Here is a 17,136-nt window from a genome sequence, read left to right as displayed (position 1 = left end):
TTGTTGTGTTATGCCCCCAGTTTGTCCCGGAACCAGGCCGGCACAGTGTGATCCAGCCAGAAGCTCGGCGCCCGCCAGGTGCCGCTGACAAATCCGACGTGGCCGCCATGCCGGGTCAGGTGATAGTCAATGTGCGGCGGCAGCGGTTGCCTGGGGATCACGGCCTCGGTCATAAAGGGATCGTCGGCGGCATGAATCACCCGCAACGGCGTCGTGATCTGGGCCAGTTTGCCCAGTCCGCTGCAGCGCTGGTAGTAATCCTCGGCATTGCTGAAACCATGCAGGGGCGCGGTGACGGCATCGTCAAACTGGCGCAGCGAGCGGATTTCAGTGATCTGCTCGCTCTGCAAGGGCAGCAGACCAGGTAATGACGCCATTTTTTTCAGCATGTTTTTCTTCATGGAATCGAGCAGGTAGCGCTGATAGATCCGCGAAAATCCTTGCTGTATCCGGTCAGAGCAGGCCGCCAGATCCAAGGGGGGTGAGATGACCTGAGCGGCAGTGAGTTCCGACGCGGCGCCGGTTTCGGCAAGATAATTGACCAGCATGTTCCCGCCCAGCGAGACACCGACCGCCAGCAGGGGATTGTGGGGAAAACGCTCACGCAGATGGCGGATAAAAAAGGTGGCGTCAGAAGTTTCCCCCGAATGATAGCTTCTCGCCTGACGGTTAATTTCGCCGCTGCAGCCGCGAAAATGCATCATCACTCCCAGCCAGCCCTGCTGTCTGGCGGCAAACAGCAGGCTGTGGGCGTAGGGACTGCGAAAACTGCCTTCCAGGCCGTGAAAGAGGATCATGACAGGCATGTGCGCCGGATGGTGAGACGATGTGCCGGTCCAGGCCAGATCGAGAAAATCATCATCCGGGGTCTGAATGCGCTCTGTCAGCGGCTCGAACCGGGCCTGACGGCGGATGATCCGCGGCAGAATGGTTTGTATATGGGCGTTACGCAGGCCAGCGGCGGGCTCAAAATGATGCATCAGCTTCTCTCTCACAGCGGAAAATCAGGGTATGGCTCCTGAGCCAGCAGCTCAGCCAGGATCGCCAGACCTTGTTCAAGTTTATCATGACTGTGCGGCGCGCTGATGGCCAGACGTACCGCCTGGGGTATAGTGCTGCCCGGCGGCGTAAACAGCTCGGCCGATTTGACTACCACCTCTCTGGCTTGTGCCGCGGCGACAAAATCACTCAAGCGCCAGTGGTCCGGCAAGGTGAGCCAGGCATGGAAGCTCTGCGCGTGATGCTGAATGTGATAAGGGTGCAGATAGCGCTCGAGCAACAACTGTCGCTGGGCTATGTCTTGCCGGATCGCGGTCAGCAGCCGATCGGCATCGCCCTGGTGGATCAGCTCGCAGGCCAGAGCACTGAGCAGCGGACTGATCATCAGGCAGTGATGGTGTAGCGCCGTGTTCAGTCTGTCCTGATGCTTGCCCGGCACCTGGATGTAACCCAGCCGCAAGCCCGGCGCGAGGCATTTCGACAGGCTGCCGAAGTGGATCACCTGTTCACTGTCGAGATTGACCAGCGGCGGCGGGGCGTCGACCGGCAGCAGGCCATTGACATCATCTTCAATCACCAGCACCTGATGGCGGCGGCACACCGCCAGAATCGCTTCGCGCCTTTCCCGGCTCATGACGGCTGTTGTCGGGTTTTGCAGGGTGGGCGTGCAGTAAAGCATTCGCGGCTGGTACAGGCGGCAGGCGGTATCTAGGCTCTCGGGGATCAGGCCTTGCTGATCCATCTCCACCGCTTTGACATTGAGCTGCATCTGACGGGCCAGCCCGAGAAAGCCGGGATAGACGACTTGTTCGGTCAGCAGAGTATCGCCGCTGCGGCAGAACACCGACAGTACCAGCTGAATGGCATGCTGCGCGCCGGAGGTAAAATGCATACGCGCCGGGTCGAGCTGAATGCCATGGTGGTTGAGCCAGCGGCAAATCTCCTCTCTGTGTTCGCTCAGCCCTTGCGGATCCTGATACAGCATCAGGTGGTTGAGCTGATCCGCCTGCTGGGCGAGCGTCTGCATCGCCTGCGCCAGCGGCGCTGATCGGTCGAGATAAGGCGGGATGTTATAGCCGAAATTGTACTCATCGGGTGCCTGAGTGGGGTAACTGAATACCCAGCCCGGACGGTTACTCTGACAGACGTACGTACCAGCGCCCACCCTGGCCTCCACCAGCCCCCGGCGCTCGGCTTCGGCATAGGCGCGGGTAATGGTCCCGACCGTGACCTGCAGTTTATCGGCCATGGCTCTGTGCGTCGGCAGCTTGCTGCCAGCTGTCAGCAGGCCGGATTCAATCAGATGTGCCATGGTTTCGGCCAGGCGACGGTATTTTGGCAGCCCATCGTCACACCTTTCAAAGAAATCTTGCTGAATGGTCTCGATTGTCATGGTGACAATAAATCCTTTGATTGCAAATTCCACCCTTGATAGTCTGCATTTTGACCGCTTTGGTGGGGTTAAAGCAAGTGAAAATTAAAATTGTACCGATACAATTATGGTGTGAATCACGGAGTGGCAGATGAACCTGGAATGGCAATTTTTGATGTCTCTGGCCGCATTTGCGGCCACTATGACCGGAACTCCCGGACCGAACAATATGATGGTGACGGCCTCAGGGGCTAATTTTGGCTACTGGCGCACCGTGCCGCACATGCTGGGCATTGGCGGGGGCCTGGTGAGTATGATTCTGCTGGTAGCGGCCGGGCTGGGGGTGCTTTTTGTGCGCTATCCTGTGCTGCATGAAGTCCTGCGCTGGCTGGGCAGTGGCTATTTGCTGTATCTGGCCTGGAAGATTGCCGCTTCCGGGGGCAGGGTCCAGGCTGAAGACAATGACGCCAGACCCATGCCTTTTTTCGCGGCGGCCATGTTCCAGTATGTTAACCCTAAAGCCTGGATGATGTCGGTGACCGCGATCAGCACCTTTACTATGAGCGGGGAAGGGTACTGGCTGTCAGCGGCGGCGGTCGCCCTGATCTTCTTTGTGGTGGGCTTTCCCTGCGTCTCACTCTGGGCCGGATTTGGCACTATGATTGGCCGCTGGCTCAACCAGCCGAAAGCCAGACGGATTTTCAATCTGGTGATGGGAGCGCTGACCGCGGGTTGCGTGGTGATGATATGGTAAGGCAGCCAGGCTGCCTTGATCATCTTGCTTTCACCACGGTGGTCAGCCGCGAATCGCTGCTGTCAGGCTGGCGGCATTTAAATGCTGGCAGTACTGGGCCAGGTTGTCGGCAGGCGGCGGCAGCGCGGCTCTGGCCTGCTGCGCCTGATGGTTCAGACAGCGAATCAGATCCTGCTGCTGGCTTTGTTCCAGCAGCAGCTCAAAGTCCAGCATCTGCTGATAACCGGGCTGATCCAGCTGAGGTTTCAGCGCGCGGCGCAACTGACGGTAGGCTTTGAGCTGGCTGTCGCTCGCGGCCAGCGCCTTATTCAGCTGGCGGATTTCTGTCTCTGACAAGGCGTACTGCTGGCTGTCGAGCCAGAGCAGTAACAGGGCCAGATTAACGTTGCCCCGGAAATCGTCCTGAAGCTGCAGGCAGGCCTGGCTGACGCCGCCCAGGCTGTAGTGCTGCAGGCAGAAGCGCCAGAACTGATCCGGCTGAAAAGGCTGTCGGGCGGAGTGCTCAGAATTTGACATTGAATTCCTGTTCCATACTTTCCAACTGCTCATGCAGTTCCATCCATTCCATCTCAACCTCTTCCAGTGCAGCTTTGGCCTGACTCTGGTCAAGCAAGGTCTGGTTCAGTTGGGCTTTGTTGTCCGCTTCATAGATGCTGGCATCAGACAAGGCGGCTTCCGCTGTCGCCAGTGACTGGCTGAGCTTTTCCATCTTCGCTTCCAGTTTGTCAACCTGCTTGCGCAGTGGCGCGGTTTGTTTGCGGAACTCAGCTTCCAGGCGTTTGAGCTCTTTGCGTGACGCGGCACTGTGGTCTTTACTGGCGGTGTCCGGTTTGCCGGCCTGCTGCTCGCGGCGTTCACTGCGCTGCTGCTCTGCCAGCCACTTGTGGTAATCATTGAGATCGCCGTCGAACGGTTCGACTTTTCTGTCGTGCACCAGATACAAATCGTCTGTGGTCGCGCGCAGCAGATAGCGGTCGTGGCTGACGATGACCATCGCCCCTTCAAAGGACTGCAGGGCCAGCGTCAGCGCCTGGCGCATGTCGAGATCTAGGTGGTTGGTCGGTTCATCGAGCAGCAGCAGGTTCGGGCGCTGCCACACGATCAGTGCCAGTACCAGGCGGGCTTTTTCTCCCCCGGAGAAGGGGCCGACCAGATCCAGTGCCTTGTCGCCTTTGAAGCCAAAACTGCCGAGGTAGTCGCGCAGTTGCTGCTCTGTGGCTTCCGGTGCCAGGCGGTTCATGTGCTGCAGTGGGGTTTCATCCAGGCGCAGGGTTTCCAGCTGGTGCTGGGCAAAATAACCGATTTTCACCCCTTGCGAGTACGTCAGCTCGCCGGCCTGTACCGCCAGTTCACCTGAGAGTAATTTGATCAGGGTCGATTTACCGGCACCGTTACGGCCCAGCAGACCAATCCGGCTGCCCGGTACCAGGTTAAGGCGGATCTTATCCAGGATCGGGGTCTCGCCATAACCGGCCGCGACCTGATCCATCATCATAATCGGGTTAGGCAGCGAGTCCGGTTCGCGAAATTCAAAGTTGAACGGGTTGTCGAACTGGGCCGGCAGCACTTTTTCCAGCCGCTCCAGTGCCTTGATCCGGCTTTGTGCCTGCCGGGCCTTGCTGGCTTTATAGCGGAAGCGATCGATATAGGACTGCATGTGCGACATTTGCTTTTGCTGCTTCTGATACATCGACTGCTGCAGAACCAGTTTTTCCGCCCGCTGGTTTTCAAACGATGAGTAGTTGCCTGTGTATTCGTTCAGGCGCTGGTTTTCGACATGAATAATACGACCGACCACAGGATCGAGAAAATCGCGGTCGTGCGAAATCAGTACCAGGGTGCCCCGGTAATTCTGCAGCCATTTTTCCAGCCACAGCACGGCATCCAGATCCAGGTGGTTGGTAGGTTCGTCGAGCAGCAGCAAATCGGAACGGCACAGCAGGGCCTGGGCAAGATTAAGGCGCATCCGCCAGCCACCGGAAAACTGCGTCAGGTTCCACTCCATCTGGGCCTGCGAAAAGCCCAGACCATCGAGCAGCTCGGATGCCCGGGCTTTGATGCTGTAACCGCCAATGGCGTCTAGCTTGTCGTGCAGCAGGGCCACCTTGTTGCCGTCATCGGCCAGCTCTGCCGCCTGCAGTGCCTGCTCCAGCTGGCGGTATTCCCGGTCACCGTCAATCACATAATCCAGCGCGGTGCGTACTAGCGCCGGCGTTTCCTGTGCCACCCAGGCCAGCTCCCAGTGCGATGGGACAGAATGTTGCCCGGCATCGACGGTCAGCTCGTTTTTGATCAGCGAAAACAGGGTGGATTTACCACAGCCATTCTTGCCCACCAGTCCGACTTTATCGCCAGGATGAATAGTGGCAGTTGCCTGATCTAAAAGGACATTTCCGCCCCTGAGTAATTGAATATCAGAAAAAGTGATCATCGCCTGTTACTACCGGCTGTTGCCGCTCCACAACAAATAGGTTTCTGGTGCGGCAGTCTATACTAAACCTCGGTTAACTGCGAACAAGGCCGAAGACCCAGAAACGGGCAGCGCTTTATTTTGCTGTTGAAATCTCAGGAATTAAGCGATCTTTTGGCGCCAGAATTCGGTATGATGTTTCAAGAGCCGGGACATCCCGTTAATGCTCATGATGTTACTCAGGGAAATGAGGACCAGGCCTATGGAGCACGCCCCACCACGCATTCTGCTGATTTACGCGCATCCGGACCCCGATGCGTCCGTTGCCAACAAAGCCATGCTATCGGCAGTGGCTAACCTGTCTCATGTGACATTTCACGATCTGTACGGCAAGTACCCGGATTTTTTCATCGATATCGCTTATGAACGTGCCTTGCTGGCCCAGCATGATATTTTGGTTTTTCAGCACCCTCTTTATATGTACTCATGCCCTTCGCTGCTCAAGGAATGGATTGATGTGGTCCTCAGCAAAGGGTTCGCCCACGGGGATGGCAAGGCCACCAAGGGCAAATACTGGCGTTCAGTGATCACTACGGGCGGGGCGGCCGAAGCCTACACGCCGGATGGTTATAACCGCAGTAGTGTGGGCGACATCCTCAAACCGTTTGAGCTCACTGCCGAGCTGTGCCAGATGCACTGGATGCCGCCTTTGGTGCTGCACTGGGCACGGCGGGTGCCGGATGCCGAACGGCGCGAACATGCGCAGTTGTACCGGGAGTGGCTGCTCTCGCCATTGGCCGAGACCGGCGCCGACAGGGAGAAGCGTTATGGCGTCTGATGTATTGAGTGCCGGTGTGGTGTTTCTGGCGGCGGCCGTTGTGGCTGTGCCTGTGGCCCAGCGTCTCGGGCTGGGATCGGTTTTGGGCTATCTGCTGGCCGGGATCGGCATTGGTCCCTGGGGGCTGGGGCTGATCAATGATGTGGAGGAAGTGCTGCATTTTTCCGAGTTTGGGGTCGTTCTGCTGCTGTTTCTGATTGGACTGGAGCTGAACCCCAGCAAACTCTGGCAGATGCGACAACCTATTCTGGGCTTAGGCGGCAGTCAGGTGGTACTGACCAGTTTAGTGATTGCCTCCTTGGTACTCTTGTGCGGCCAATTTGTCGGGGCGGTGGATTGGCGGGTCGCCCTGGTGATAGGGATGGGGCTGGCGTTATCTTCCACCGCGATAGCACTGCGGATCATTGAAGAGCAGGGCATCGGCGGCTCGCAGACCGGGCAATCCGGCTTTGCGGTACTGCTGTTTCAGGATATCGCCGTGATCCCTATGCTGGCGGTGTTGCCTCTGCTGGCGGGCAGTGATGGCGGCACCTGGCTCGATTTAGGCGCCATGGTGGCAGGTATAGCCGTGTTGCTGGTCGGCGGTCATTTTCTCCTGCGGCCGCTGTTTCGCTGGGTCGTGATGTCCGGGGTGCGCGAGCTCTTTACCGTCACGGCTTTGCTGCTGGTGATAGGGATTGCACTGGGCATGGAAATTCTCGGCCTGTCTATGGCGCTTGGCACTTTTCTGGCCGGGGTGCTGCTGGCGGAAAGCGAATACCGCCATGAGCTAGAAATTGCCATCGAGCCGTTTAAAGGGCTGCTGCTCGGGCTGTTCTTTATCTCAGTCGGTATGGCGGTCAATCTCGGCCTGCTGCTGGAATACCCGTTACAAATTCTCGGAGCTGTTGTGGCTTTGGTGACGGTTAAGGGCTTAATCCTGTATCTGCTGGCCCGCCTGTTCGGTATTCAGGCCAAGTCGCGCAGCCAGATGGCGGCCATTCTCAGTCAGGGCGGTGAATTTGCTTTTGTACTCTTTACTGCTGCACGCAGCGAAGGGCTGTTAGAGGCGGATCTGAGCAGTTTTTTGCTGGTGGTGGTGAGTCTGTCTATGATGACCACGCCTTTGATCTTACGTTTGCAGGACAAATGGTTCGTACGCACTTTTAAGGCTGAAGCCAGCGATGAACCGGAATCCGATGTGGTCGATCGCGAACCCAGGGTGATCATTACCGGGTTCGGCCGTTTTGGTCAGGTCGTCGGCAGGCTGCTGTTTGCCAATAAAATCCGGGTCACTATATTAGAACGGGATCCAAGTCAGATTCAGTTCCTGCGTAAGTTTGGCTATAAGGTGTATTATGGCGATGCCAGCCAGCTCGATTTACTGCGCGCGGCCGGGGCGGAAAAAGCAGAAGCTATCATTATCTGTACCGACAATCCGGAAGAGGTGATGCAGGTGGTGGTCCTTTGTCAGCAACATTTCCCGCGCCTGAAAATACTGGCACGCGCCCGCAGCCGGGTGGAAGCGCACCAGTTGCTCAGCCACGGCGTGGACAGGTTTTCGCGTGAGACCTTTGCCGGCGCGCTGGATCTGGGACGCCAGGCACTGGTTGCACTGGGCATGCACCCCTACAAAGCCAAACGGGCAGAGGCACATTTTCGCAAATTAGATACCACCGCTTTGCGGGACTTGTTACCCCAGCACTCGGAAGATGTCCACTTAGCCACCCGGGCCAGAGAAGCCCGTAAAGAGCTGGAAGAGATCTTCGATCGGGAAATGCGGGGCGAACGCGAGCGGCACAATGGCTGGGACTGACCGGCCCTCGGATTAACAGAACCTGGCAGTAGCAGGAAAGGAACCATGAGTAAGAAACGTTTTATCGCCGGGGCGGTATGCCCGGCATGCCAGCAGCAAGACACTCTTCGCTGGTGGCTGGAAAATGAGGTAGAGAAAGTCGAGTGTGTGGCTTGCCATCATACCGACACGCGCCTGCCTAAATCGGTTGAAGACAGCAAACATGTTGCGGGCTCGACATCAGAGCAGGTGATCGGCATTTTCAAGCCGGAATAAAACTGTCGGCGCGAACAAAATTGGCGTCATAGCGGGCAGATCCGGTATGATGGCGGATTAAATCCCTGCTCAAATTCGGAGTAAACATGAAAGTCGCTAAAGACACAGTAGTAAGCCTGGCTTATCAAGTGAAAACTGAAGAGGGCGTCGTTGTTGACGAGTCAACCACTGAGGCGCCGCTTGATTACCTGCACGGCCACAACAACCTGATCGTTGGTCTGGAAAATGCACTGGAAGGTCGTGAAGTTGGCGACAAATTCGAAGTGACTGTGGCGCCAGAAGATGCTTACGGCGAGCACCATGACGAAATGGTTCAGCGTGTACCGGCTGAAGTCTTCCAGGGTGTGGATGAAATTACTGTGGGAATGCGTTTCCTGGCAGATACGGATCAGGGCCCTATCCCTGTTGAAGTCACCGAAGTGGATGGTGATGAAGTGGTGGTTGACGGTAACCACATGCTGGCGGGTCAGACACTGACTTTCAACGTTGAAATCGTTGCTACCCGTGCGGCGACCGAAGATGAGGTTGCTCACGGCCATATCCATCAGGAAGGCGGTTGTGGTCATGACCATGATCACGACCATGATCATGATGGCGGTTGCTGCAACCACTAAGTCATCTTGTCATGACGACAAAACGGGAAGCCTGGGCTTCCCGTTTTTGTATCATCAGTTTATCAGTGCCTTCTGCGCGGCATCAGTAATGCGGTGGCGGGGTCTCTTCACTTTCACTGGCGAGATTGGACACCTGAGAGCCTTGCACTTTGCCCGCTAAATAGCGTACCTGTACCAGCAGCTTGTCGAGCAGAAACTGCTGCTGGGTCAATGCGCTGTTCAGCTCTTCAATGGTCTGTTCCTGAAAAGCCTGTTTCATTTCCAGCTCATCAATCTGAGCCTGTAGCTTTTGTTCGATATCTGTCATTGTCAATGTCGGCTGCTGTTTACTGTGTTCAGTCAGTGAGATACCAGTCCTGGGCGATGCCGGCTGAGCTGCCTGAGCGAACGTCACCGTCTGGTGTGATGGCGACATCATACACCACCGCCGACCCCGGGCGCTCGTTTTCTTGTGTGGCGGCTTGCCAGTAAGCTTCTCTCTCGCCGGTTGAGGTGTTCCACAGTTCTACCCGTTTGGAAGGGGTACCTGTTGCCAGATAGCTGCCGTCATCAGAAAAACGTGCACTGGAAAAGTTTTGCTGTCTCAGGCGTATGGTCAGTGCCGACTGTTGATGGCCGTCGGACAGATCCCAGAGAACCGCCTGGTTACCGCTGTCTGCGGTGAAAGCCAGCTTGCCGTCTCGCTGCAGGGCGACCTGGTTGACTCGCGTCGGGTGCTCAAACCGGTACAGAATCTGGCCGCTGTCCGTATCCCAGAGGTAGGCCAGGTTGTCATCGCCGCCTGAAAGGGCATAACGGCCGTTGGGGGAGAGGGCGACGGCATTGACTTTTTCTCTGTGGGCAAGGAACTCCAGCCGTCTTCCGCTGCCCAAGTCGACGAACAGCGCTTTGCCGTTTGACAGAGCCAGCAGTACCTGTTTGCCGTCATTGGCGATCGCCGCATCACGTATGATGCCGTCAGAGACTGACCATAGTCCCTGCGCCTGGCTCCAGGCCAGATCCCAGACCGCAAAGTTTTGTGCGGTTACGGTAATGGCAAACCGCTGATTGTCGGATATCTCGCTGTTTGTCACCGTTGTGTGATGTGGATCTTGAGAACCTAAATCAGCTAACTTTTTGTTTTGCTGTAGATCCCAGAGCACGATACCTTGTTGGACTGAATAAAATAACGCAAAGCGACCATCCCGGCTCAGGCTGAATGTGGTGGCGCCGTCAGCGGCCAGATCCCAGCGCTGGCGCTCCGGGCCGGAAATATCACAACCGGCCAGCGTAAAGAGTGCCAGAATGAAAGTTGCTGCTAAAAATGATTGGCGCATGGATCGTACTTTCCGTTTTAAGACTATTGCGTCCCGACTGTGGCGCATTTGTGTCCGACGCAGTGAATGACGGTAAGAAAATAGTTGGTATTAGTATATTGATATGGCATGGTTTTAACATAGCTGTGTAGAACCTTGCGTAAAATTAAGAGCTTAGACTCTGAATAAATGGAGAGATACATGAAACCAGTTCTGAAACCAGTTCTAAAAATGTCTGTGTTGGCAGCAACGATTCTGCTGGCGGTAGGCTGTCAGGATGAGAAAACGTCAGCACCGGCAGAGACGGCTGAACCAGTGGCAGTTGAGCAGCAGGCTGCGACAGATGCAAAGGCATTCGAGTCTGATGATCAGAAAGCGGCTTATGCTATCGGGGCTTCACTGGCGCAATACCTGTCAGCTAACCTGGAACAGCAAAAAGAGCTGGGTCTGGATCTGAAAAAAGAAGATGTACTGGCTGGGGTGAGCGATGTCTTTGCCGGTAACAGCCGTATGAGCCAGGAAGAAACGCAGCAGGCGCTGCAGGATCTGGATCAGCGTGTCTCTGACATGATGGCGAGCAAAGCCAAAGAAGAAGCGGAAAAGAACACCAAAGCTGGCGATGATTTCCGTGCTGATTTCGAACAACAGGAAGGCGTGAAGAAAACTGAATCCGGCCTGTTGTATCAGGTCGAGACTGAAGGTAAAGGCGAAATGCCAAAAGCAACCGATACAGTGCAGGTGCACTATAGCGGTACGCTGATTGACGGCACGGAGTTTGACAGCTCATACAAGCGCAATCAACCGGCCACTTTCCCGCTGAATCAGGTGATTCCGGGCTGGACGGAAGGCGTGCAGCTGATGCCGGTCGGTTCTAAGTTCAAGTTTGTTATCCCGCCAGAGCTGGCTTACGGTTCGCAAGCCAACCCAAGTATTCCGGCCAACTCTACCCTGGTGTTTGAGGTTGAGCTGCTGGAAATCGTCAAAGCGGATCAGGACGCAGAAGCCACGGCTGAACAGTAAGCCTTGCGTTAATAAGACACCCAAGCCCGGCAAATGCCGGGCTTTTTGCATTTATAGCGCTGATTTAGGATCATTTTTGTGCGCTGCAAATTTCATTTTCTGAAGACCTGTTTCCATATTCTGATAAACTTGCAAGCAAGAATTGAATTTTTCCCCGTTTCGTTTAAATCGAAGCTTGCCTTCAACATCAGTGGAGCGGGAACAAGCAAGGAAGACTGAAAGTGGTATCGACCGATAACTTTGGCACTGACGTCATGGTGGAAAGTGACTTAATAGAGACCCGTACTTTTACTGAGCACGACTTTGTTATATTGCGCTCATACGAAGCCGTGGTTGATGGACTGGCCACCCTGATAGGGCCTTTTTGTGAAATTGTGCTGCATTCACTGGCCGATCTGAATACCTCGGCGATCAAAATTGCCAATGGCGAAAATACCGGCCGCAAAGTGGGCTCGCCGATCACTGATCTGGCATTGCGTATGCTGCGTGACATTGAAGGGTCAGAGCGCAATTTCTCCCGCGCCTATTTCACCCGTGCCAAGGGTGGCGCATTGATGAAGTCCATCACCATTGCGATTCGCAATGCCGATGACAATATAATAGGTTTGCTGTGTATCAACGTTAACCTGGATGCCCCTTTTTCCCAGATTCTGCAATCTTTCATGCCGACCGATGAGGCCAAGCAGGCCGCTTCCAGCGTGAATTTTGCCAGCGACGTTGATGAGCTGGTGGATCAGACGGTTGAGCGCACGATCGAAGAAATCAATGCCGACAAGAATGTCTCGAATAATGCCAAAAACCGTCAGATAGTGATGGAGCTGTACGACAAAGGGATCTTCGATATTAAAGATGCCATCAACCGGGTTGCTGACCGCCTGAATATCTCCAAACACACTGTCTACCTATATATACGCCAGCGTAAAACGGAGGATGGCGAAAAATGAGCCTGACGTTTGCCCTGGTGGTCGATGGGCCGGCCTACGGGTCGCAGAATGCGCGCAGTGCCTATCAGTTTGCTCAGGCCGTCATCGCCAATGGGCACAGGTTGCAACGGGTATTTTTCTATCAGGATGGGGTTCACAACGGCTCTGTGCTGGCCGCGCCGGCGTCGGATGAGTTTGACTTACTGGCCGCCTGGCAGCAACTGGGCCGTGAGCATCAGGTCGAGTTGCAAACCTGCGTGGCCGCCGCGTTGCGCCGCGGGGTGGTCAGCGAACTCGAAGCCAGCCAGAATGCACTGCCGGGTCATAATCTGGCCGCTGGCTTTGAACAGGCCGGGCTGGGCGGATTGGCCGAAGTGTTATTGAGCGCCGATCGCGTGATTCAGTTTTAACTGTGCCGGAAAGTATTATGTCTGTCGGATTTGTTTTCACCACTGTGCCGCACGGTCTCAACAGCGGCCGTGAAGGGTTAGATGCCGTACTGGCAACTTCTGCTTACAGCGAAGAGCTGCAACTGTTCTTTATTGGCGATGGAGTATGGCAACTGCTCAAAGGCCAGCAGGGTGCAGCGGTGCTGGGGCGTGAATACAGCGCCGCCTTTAAAATGCTGCCACTGTATGATCTTGAAGAGGTGTTTGTGTGCCGCGAGTCCATGGCAGAGCGCGGGCTCACACTGGATGATTTGCTGATCGAGGCGGAGTTGCTTTCGCCGCAGGAGCTGACCGCCAAACTTCACCGTTGTCAGAAAATTCTCAGTTACTAGTTTTTCAGCGACTCAAGCTGCGTGCAGCTTTCAGGACTGCCTATGTTACACATGATTTTTTCTTCTCCTTTTCAAAATCGGGCATTACAGCAGTGCGTTGCTCAACTTTTACCCGGTGATGAAATTGTGTTGCTGCAAGATGGCGTTGTCGCCGCCACCTCGCCGGGACAACTTGAATCTGCCTTCAAGCAAGCGGCGGCCGTGTACGTACTGGAGACGGATTTACTGGCGAGAGGCCTGGCCGGGCGGGTTACCGCGGATGTGGAAGTGATAGATCACAACATGTTGGTGGCGTTGACGGTCCGCCATCCTAACTGCATGAAATGGGCCTGAATAAACGCGGTTAAAAAGGATTCAACCGGCCGGAAAGAGGGTGGTTAAGAAATGATCATAGATGTGATCGCTGTATATATCTTGACACCTTATAGTCCGACGCCTAAAATTTCGCGTCCTCCTGTTGTTGGGAGGCAGATTTTTCACCTTTACGAAAGTAAATAATCAGGAGCTATTTAATGGCAACTATTAACCAGCTGGTACGCAAACCACGTGCAAAGCAAGTTGTTAAGAGCAACGTGCCTGCGCTAGAAGCGTGTCCACAAAAACGTGGTGTATGTACTCGTGTATACACTACTACTCCAAAAAAACCAAACTCCGCACTGCGTAAAGTATGTCGTGTACGTCTGACCAATGGTTTTGAAGTAACGTCATACATCGGCGGTGAAGGCCACAACCTGCAAGAGCACAGTGTTGTTCTTATCCGTGGTGGTCGTGTTAAAGACCTTCCAGGTGTTCGTTACCACACTGTTCGTGGTGCACTTGACTGTGCGGGTGTTAACGACCGTAAACAAGGTCGTTCTAAGTACGGTGTGAAGCGTCCTAAGTCTTAATGGAATCCGTTAAGTAAGGCCAAACACTAAATTATTTGTAATTTTGAAAAAACTGAAAAGTTTTGGATAAAACCTGAAGAAGACAACGGAGAATTTCCATGCCACGTCGTCGCGTAATTGGTCAGCGTAAGATCCTTCCAGATCCTAAATTCAAATCTGAATTGCTGGCAAAATTCGTCAACATCCTGATGGTTGACGGTAAGAAATCTACTGCAGAGAAAATTGTTTACACTGCACTGGATTCAATGGCTGAGCGCTCTGGTGAAGAGCACCTGTCAATTTTTGAAAAAGCTCTTGATAACGTTCGCCCAGCGGTAGAAGTTAAATCTCGCCGTGTAGGTGGTTCAACTTACCAGGTACCAGTAGAAGTACGTCCTGTGCGTCGTAATGCTCTGGCTATGCGTTGGTTGGTTGAAGCTGCGCGTAAGCGTGGTGAAAAATCTATGGCTGCTCGCCTGGCTGCTGAAATGCTGGATGCTGCCGACAACAAAGGTTCTGCTGTTAAGAAACGTGAAGACGTTCACCGTATGGCAGAAGCGAACAAAGCGTTCGCACACTACCGCTGGTAATTTCATTATTAGCGAATGGGCGCAGCAGGCTTGGCCTGCTGCGCCCGTACCATTTTCTAAGGATAACCTTAGTAAGAGGATTCAACCGTGGCTCGCAAAACTCCTATTGAGCGTTACCGTAACATCGGTATTTGCGCTCACGTAGACGCCGGTAAAACAACCACGACCGAGCGTATCCTGTTTTACACAGGTCTTTCCCATAAAATTGGTGAAGTACACGATGGTGCAGCTACCATGGACTGGATGGAACAGGAGCAGGAGCGTGGGATCACCATAACCTCTGCTGCCACTACAACCTTCTGGCGTGGTATGGACGCTCAGTTTCCTGAGCATCGCATCAATATTATCGACACCCCAGGACACGTTGATTTCACTATCGAAGTAGAGCGTTCCCTACGCGTACTTGATGGTGCAGTGGTTGTTTTCTGTGGCTCATCCGGTGTTGAACCTCAGTCTGAGACAGTATGGCGTCAGGCTGACAAATACGAAGTACCGCGTATGGTCTTCGTAAACAAGATGGACCGTGCAGGCGCTGATTTCCTGCGTGTGATTGAGCAAATCAAAGTTCGTCTTGGCGCAAATCCGGTACCTATTCAACTGAATATTGGTGCGGAAGAAGAATTCAAAGGTGTGATCGACCTGATTAAAATGAAAGCGATCAACTGGAATGAAGCCGATCAGGGCATGAGCTTCACTTATGAAGACATTCCGGCAGACATGCAAGAGCTGGCCGAAGAATGGCACACTAATCTGGTTGAGTCAGCGGCTGAGGCAACAGAAGAGCTGATGGATAAGTACCTAGAAGAAGGTACCTTGTCAGAAGATGAAATCAAAGCCGGTCTGCGCCAACGTACGCTGAATAATGAAATCGTACTGGCAACCTGTGGCTCTGCATTTAAGAACAAAGGTGTTCAGGCTGTACTGGATGCGGTTGTGGAATTCTTGCCATCGCCAACGGAAGTAAAAGCAATCCGTGGTGAAGATATGGATGGCAATGAAGTGATCCGCCACTCAAGCGACGAAGAACCCTTCGCTGCGCTGGCGTTTAAGATCGCAACTGACCCGTTCGTAGGCACCCTGACATTTATGCGTGTTTATTCCGGTGTTGTGAATTCAGGCGATAGCGTCTACAACACGGTGAAAGATAAGCGTGAGCGCTTTGGCCGTATCGTTCAGATGCATTCCAATAAGCGTGAAGAAATTAAAGAAGTTCGAGCTGGCGACATCGCGGCAGCAATTGGCCTGAAGAACGTTACTACCGGTGATACTCTTTGCGATCCAGAACACAAAGTGATTCTGGAGCGGATGGAATTCCCAGAGCCAGTGATTCAGATTGCTGTTGAACCAAGGTCGAAAGCCGACCAGGAAAAAATGGGTATTGCGCTGGGTAAACTGGCTGCAGAAGATCCATCATTCCGGGTAGAAACCGATGAAGAATCTGGCCAAACCCTGATTTCGGGTATGGGTGAGCTTCATCTGGATATCATCGTTGACCGTATGAAGCGTGAGTTCAGCGTTGAATGTAACGTTGGTAAGCCTCAGGTTGCTTTCCGTGAAACTATCCGTGGTAAAACGGAAGTGGAAGGAAAGTTCGTACGTCAATCTGGTGGTCGCGGCCAGTACGGTCACGTCTGGCTGAAGATTGAGCCTTCCGAGCCGAATGCAGGTTTCGTCTTTGTAGACGAAGTCGTCGGTGGCACAGTGCCGAGAGAATATATCGGTGCAGTTGCCAAAGGTATCGAAGAGCAGATGAAAAATGGTGTTCTTGCCGGTTACCCGGTACTGGACGTCAAAGCGACGCTGTTCGATGGTTCATACCACGATGTTGACTCGAGCGAAATGGCGTTTAAGATCGCCGGTTCTATGGCGTTCAGGAAGGGTGCACTTGATGCGCAACCTGTCATTCTTGAACCTATGATGAAAGTTGAAGTAACCACTCCGGAAGACTGGATGGGTGATGTGGTTGGCGACTTGAACCGTCGTCGCGGCATCATTGGCGGTATGGATGAAGGCCCGGCTGGGCTGAAGATTATCCGTGCCCATGTTCCGCTTTCTGAGATGTTTGGTTACGCAACGGATCTTCGTTCTGCTACCCAAGGCCGTGCTTCCTATTCGATGGAGTTCAGCGAATATGCTGAAGTTCCGAAGAATATCGCCGATGGAATCATCGCTGAACGCGGCTAAACATTAGCAGAAATATTGCGTCAGCTTCGGTTGCCGCATAAAATACAACTTCTGACGCGTCCCGCCAATATGTGGGGCGAATCACAACTAGGAAGGAACACGATCGTGTCTAAAGAAAAATTTGAACGTACGAAACCGCACGTTAACGTTGGTACTATCGGCCACGTTGACCACGGTAAAACCACTCTGACTGCTGCTATCTGTACTACTTTGGCTAAAGTATACGGTGGTGCTGCACGTGACTTCGCATCTATCGATAATGCGCCAGAAGAGCGTGAGCGTGGTATCACTATCTCTACTTCTCACGTAGAGTACGATACTCCGACTCGCCACTACGCGCACGTTGACTGCCCAGGACACGCTGACTACGTTAAGAACATGATCACCGGTGCTGCTCAGATGGACGGTGGTATCCTGGTTGTTGCTGCGACTGATGGCCC

At 54.0% G+C, this 17,136-nt stretch carries 19 protein-coding genes and 1 pseudogene; 14 read left to right on the top strand and 6 right to left on the bottom strand.

The genetic code is table 11. The features are described from left to right. Positions 1-8 precede the first annotated feature (8 nt). Positions 9-980, bottom strand: coding sequence for a hydrolase (locus P0Y67_RS13215; RefSeq protein ID WP_342392231.1), 972 nt, complete (start codon positions 978-980; stop codon positions 9-11). A gap of 11 nt (positions 981-991) precedes the next feature. Further along, positions 992-2,392: an aminotransferase-like domain-containing protein gene (locus P0Y67_RS13210; RefSeq protein WP_342392230.1), complete on the bottom strand. Its 1,401-nt coding sequence runs from the start codon at positions 2,390-2,392 to the stop codon at positions 992-994. Between the two features lie 130 nt (positions 2,393-2,522). Here P0Y67_RS13210 and P0Y67_RS13205 point away from each other — a divergent pair, with 130 nt between their 5' ends. After that, positions 2,523-3,125: a LysE family translocator gene (locus P0Y67_RS13205; RefSeq protein ID WP_342392229.1), complete on the top strand. Its 603-nt coding sequence runs from the start codon at positions 2,523-2,525 to the stop codon at positions 3,123-3,125. Positions 3,126-3,167: 42 nt separating this feature from the next. Here the strand turns inward: P0Y67_RS13205 and P0Y67_RS13200 are convergent, their stop codons facing one another. Next, complete coding sequence (locus tag P0Y67_RS13200; RefSeq protein ID WP_342392228.1) at positions 3,168-3,641, bottom strand: TIGR02444 family protein; 474 nt, start codon at positions 3,639-3,641, stop codon at positions 3,168-3,170. Beyond that, the gene (locus P0Y67_RS13195) at positions 3,628-5,556 is read right to left on the bottom strand and encodes an ABC transporter ATP-binding protein (protein ID WP_342392227.1); all 1,929 of its coding nucleotides are present in this window, start codon (positions 5,554-5,556) and stop codon (positions 3,628-3,630) included. Before P0Y67_RS13195 ends, P0Y67_RS13200 begins: the two co-directional genes overlap by 14 nt. 241 nt (positions 5,557-5,797) lie before the next feature. Between P0Y67_RS13195 and kefG the strand changes: the two genes are divergently transcribed. The 4 genes and pseudogenes from kefG to slyD all read left to right on the top strand — a co-directional run. After that, entirely contained in the window at positions 5,798-6,373 is a 576-nt protein-coding gene (gene kefG / locus P0Y67_RS13190; protein ID WP_342392226.1) for a glutathione-regulated potassium-efflux system ancillary protein KefG, read from the top strand. After that, the gene (kefB, locus tag P0Y67_RS13185) at positions 6,363-8,168 is read left to right on the top strand and encodes a glutathione-regulated potassium-efflux system protein KefB (protein ID WP_342392225.1); all 1,806 of its coding nucleotides are present in this window, start codon (positions 6,363-6,365) and stop codon (positions 8,166-8,168) included. Before kefG ends, kefB begins: the two co-directional genes overlap by 11 nt. A 45-nt stretch (positions 8,169-8,213) precedes the next feature. Continuing rightward, positions 8,214-8,423 (top strand): YheV family putative zinc ribbon protein, encoded by a 210-nt coding sequence (locus tag P0Y67_RS13180; RefSeq protein WP_027250660.1) that lies wholly within the window; start codon positions 8,214-8,216, stop codon positions 8,421-8,423. 86 nt (positions 8,424-8,509) lie between these two features. Beyond that, positions 8,510-9,028 (top strand): annotated as a pseudogene (gene slyD / locus P0Y67_RS13175) (peptidylprolyl isomerase); the annotation flags it as partial. 91 nt (positions 9,029-9,119) lie between these two features. Here the strand turns inward: slyD and P0Y67_RS13170 are convergent. Next, positions 9,120-9,344 carry a SlyX family protein gene (locus tag P0Y67_RS13170; protein WP_342392256.1) on the bottom strand — a complete coding sequence of 75 codons (225 nt, stop codon included), beginning with the start codon at positions 9,342-9,344 and terminating at the stop codon, positions 9,120-9,122. Positions 9,345-9,372: 28 nt separating this feature from the next. Continuing rightward, positions 9,373-10,353, bottom strand: coding sequence for a WD40 repeat domain-containing protein (locus P0Y67_RS13165; protein ID WP_342392224.1), 981 nt, complete (start codon positions 10,351-10,353; stop codon positions 9,373-9,375). A gap of 192 nt (positions 10,354-10,545) precedes the next feature. Between P0Y67_RS13165 and fkpA the strand changes: the two genes are divergently transcribed. From fkpA to P0Y67_RS13120, 9 genes are all read left to right on the top strand, one after another. After that, complete coding sequence (gene fkpA / locus P0Y67_RS13160; protein ID WP_342392255.1) at positions 10,546-11,352, top strand: FKBP-type peptidyl-prolyl cis-trans isomerase; 807 nt, start codon at positions 10,546-10,548, stop codon at positions 11,350-11,352. A gap of 254 nt (positions 11,353-11,606) precedes the next feature. Further along, a complete protein-coding gene (locus P0Y67_RS13155) occupies positions 11,607-12,296 on the top strand; it encodes a helix-turn-helix transcriptional regulator (RefSeq protein WP_202602059.1) in 690 nt (229 codons plus the stop codon). Further along, entirely contained in the window at positions 12,293-12,685 is a 393-nt protein-coding gene (gene tusD / locus P0Y67_RS13150; RefSeq protein WP_342392223.1) for a sulfurtransferase complex subunit TusD, read from the top strand. Before P0Y67_RS13155 ends, tusD begins: the two co-directional genes overlap by 4 nt. A 14-nt stretch (positions 12,686-12,699) precedes the next feature. Beyond that, positions 12,700-13,056, top strand: coding sequence for a sulfurtransferase complex subunit TusC (gene tusC, locus P0Y67_RS13145; protein WP_342392254.1), 357 nt, complete (start codon positions 12,700-12,702; stop codon positions 13,054-13,056). 42 nt (positions 13,057-13,098) lie between these two features. Then, a complete protein-coding gene (gene tusB, locus P0Y67_RS13140) occupies positions 13,099-13,389 on the top strand; it encodes a sulfurtransferase complex subunit TusB (RefSeq protein WP_342392222.1) in 291 nt (96 codons plus the stop codon). A 179-nt stretch (positions 13,390-13,568) separates the two neighbouring features. Next, on the top strand, positions 13,569-13,943 hold the full coding sequence (gene rpsL / locus P0Y67_RS13135; RefSeq protein WP_004399892.1) for a 30S ribosomal protein S12: 375 nt from the start codon (positions 13,569-13,571) through the stop codon (positions 13,941-13,943). A gap of 98 nt (positions 13,944-14,041) precedes the next feature. After that, on the top strand, positions 14,042-14,512 hold the full coding sequence (gene rpsG / locus P0Y67_RS13130; RefSeq protein WP_027250668.1) for a 30S ribosomal protein S7: 471 nt from the start codon (positions 14,042-14,044) through the stop codon (positions 14,510-14,512). 87 nt (positions 14,513-14,599) lie between these two features. Next, positions 14,600-16,696 carry an elongation factor G gene (gene fusA, locus P0Y67_RS13125; RefSeq protein WP_337112696.1) on the top strand — a complete coding sequence of 699 codons (2,097 nt, stop codon included), beginning with the start codon at positions 14,600-14,602 and terminating at the stop codon, positions 16,694-16,696. 105 nt (positions 16,697-16,801) lie between these two features. Further along, the coding region (locus tag P0Y67_RS13120) for a GTP-binding protein (RefSeq protein ID WP_342392221.1) at positions 16,802-17,136 on the top strand (335 nt) is incomplete at its 3' end.

It is taken from the genome of Photobacterium sp. SP02 (genome assembly GCF_038519165.1).
GTDB classification, from domain to species: domain Bacteria; phylum Pseudomonadota; class Gammaproteobacteria; order Enterobacterales; family Vibrionaceae; genus Photobacterium; species Photobacterium halotolerans.
Note: the sequence above shows the minus strand (reverse complement) of the source record. Positions and strands in the feature narration are given on the sequence as shown.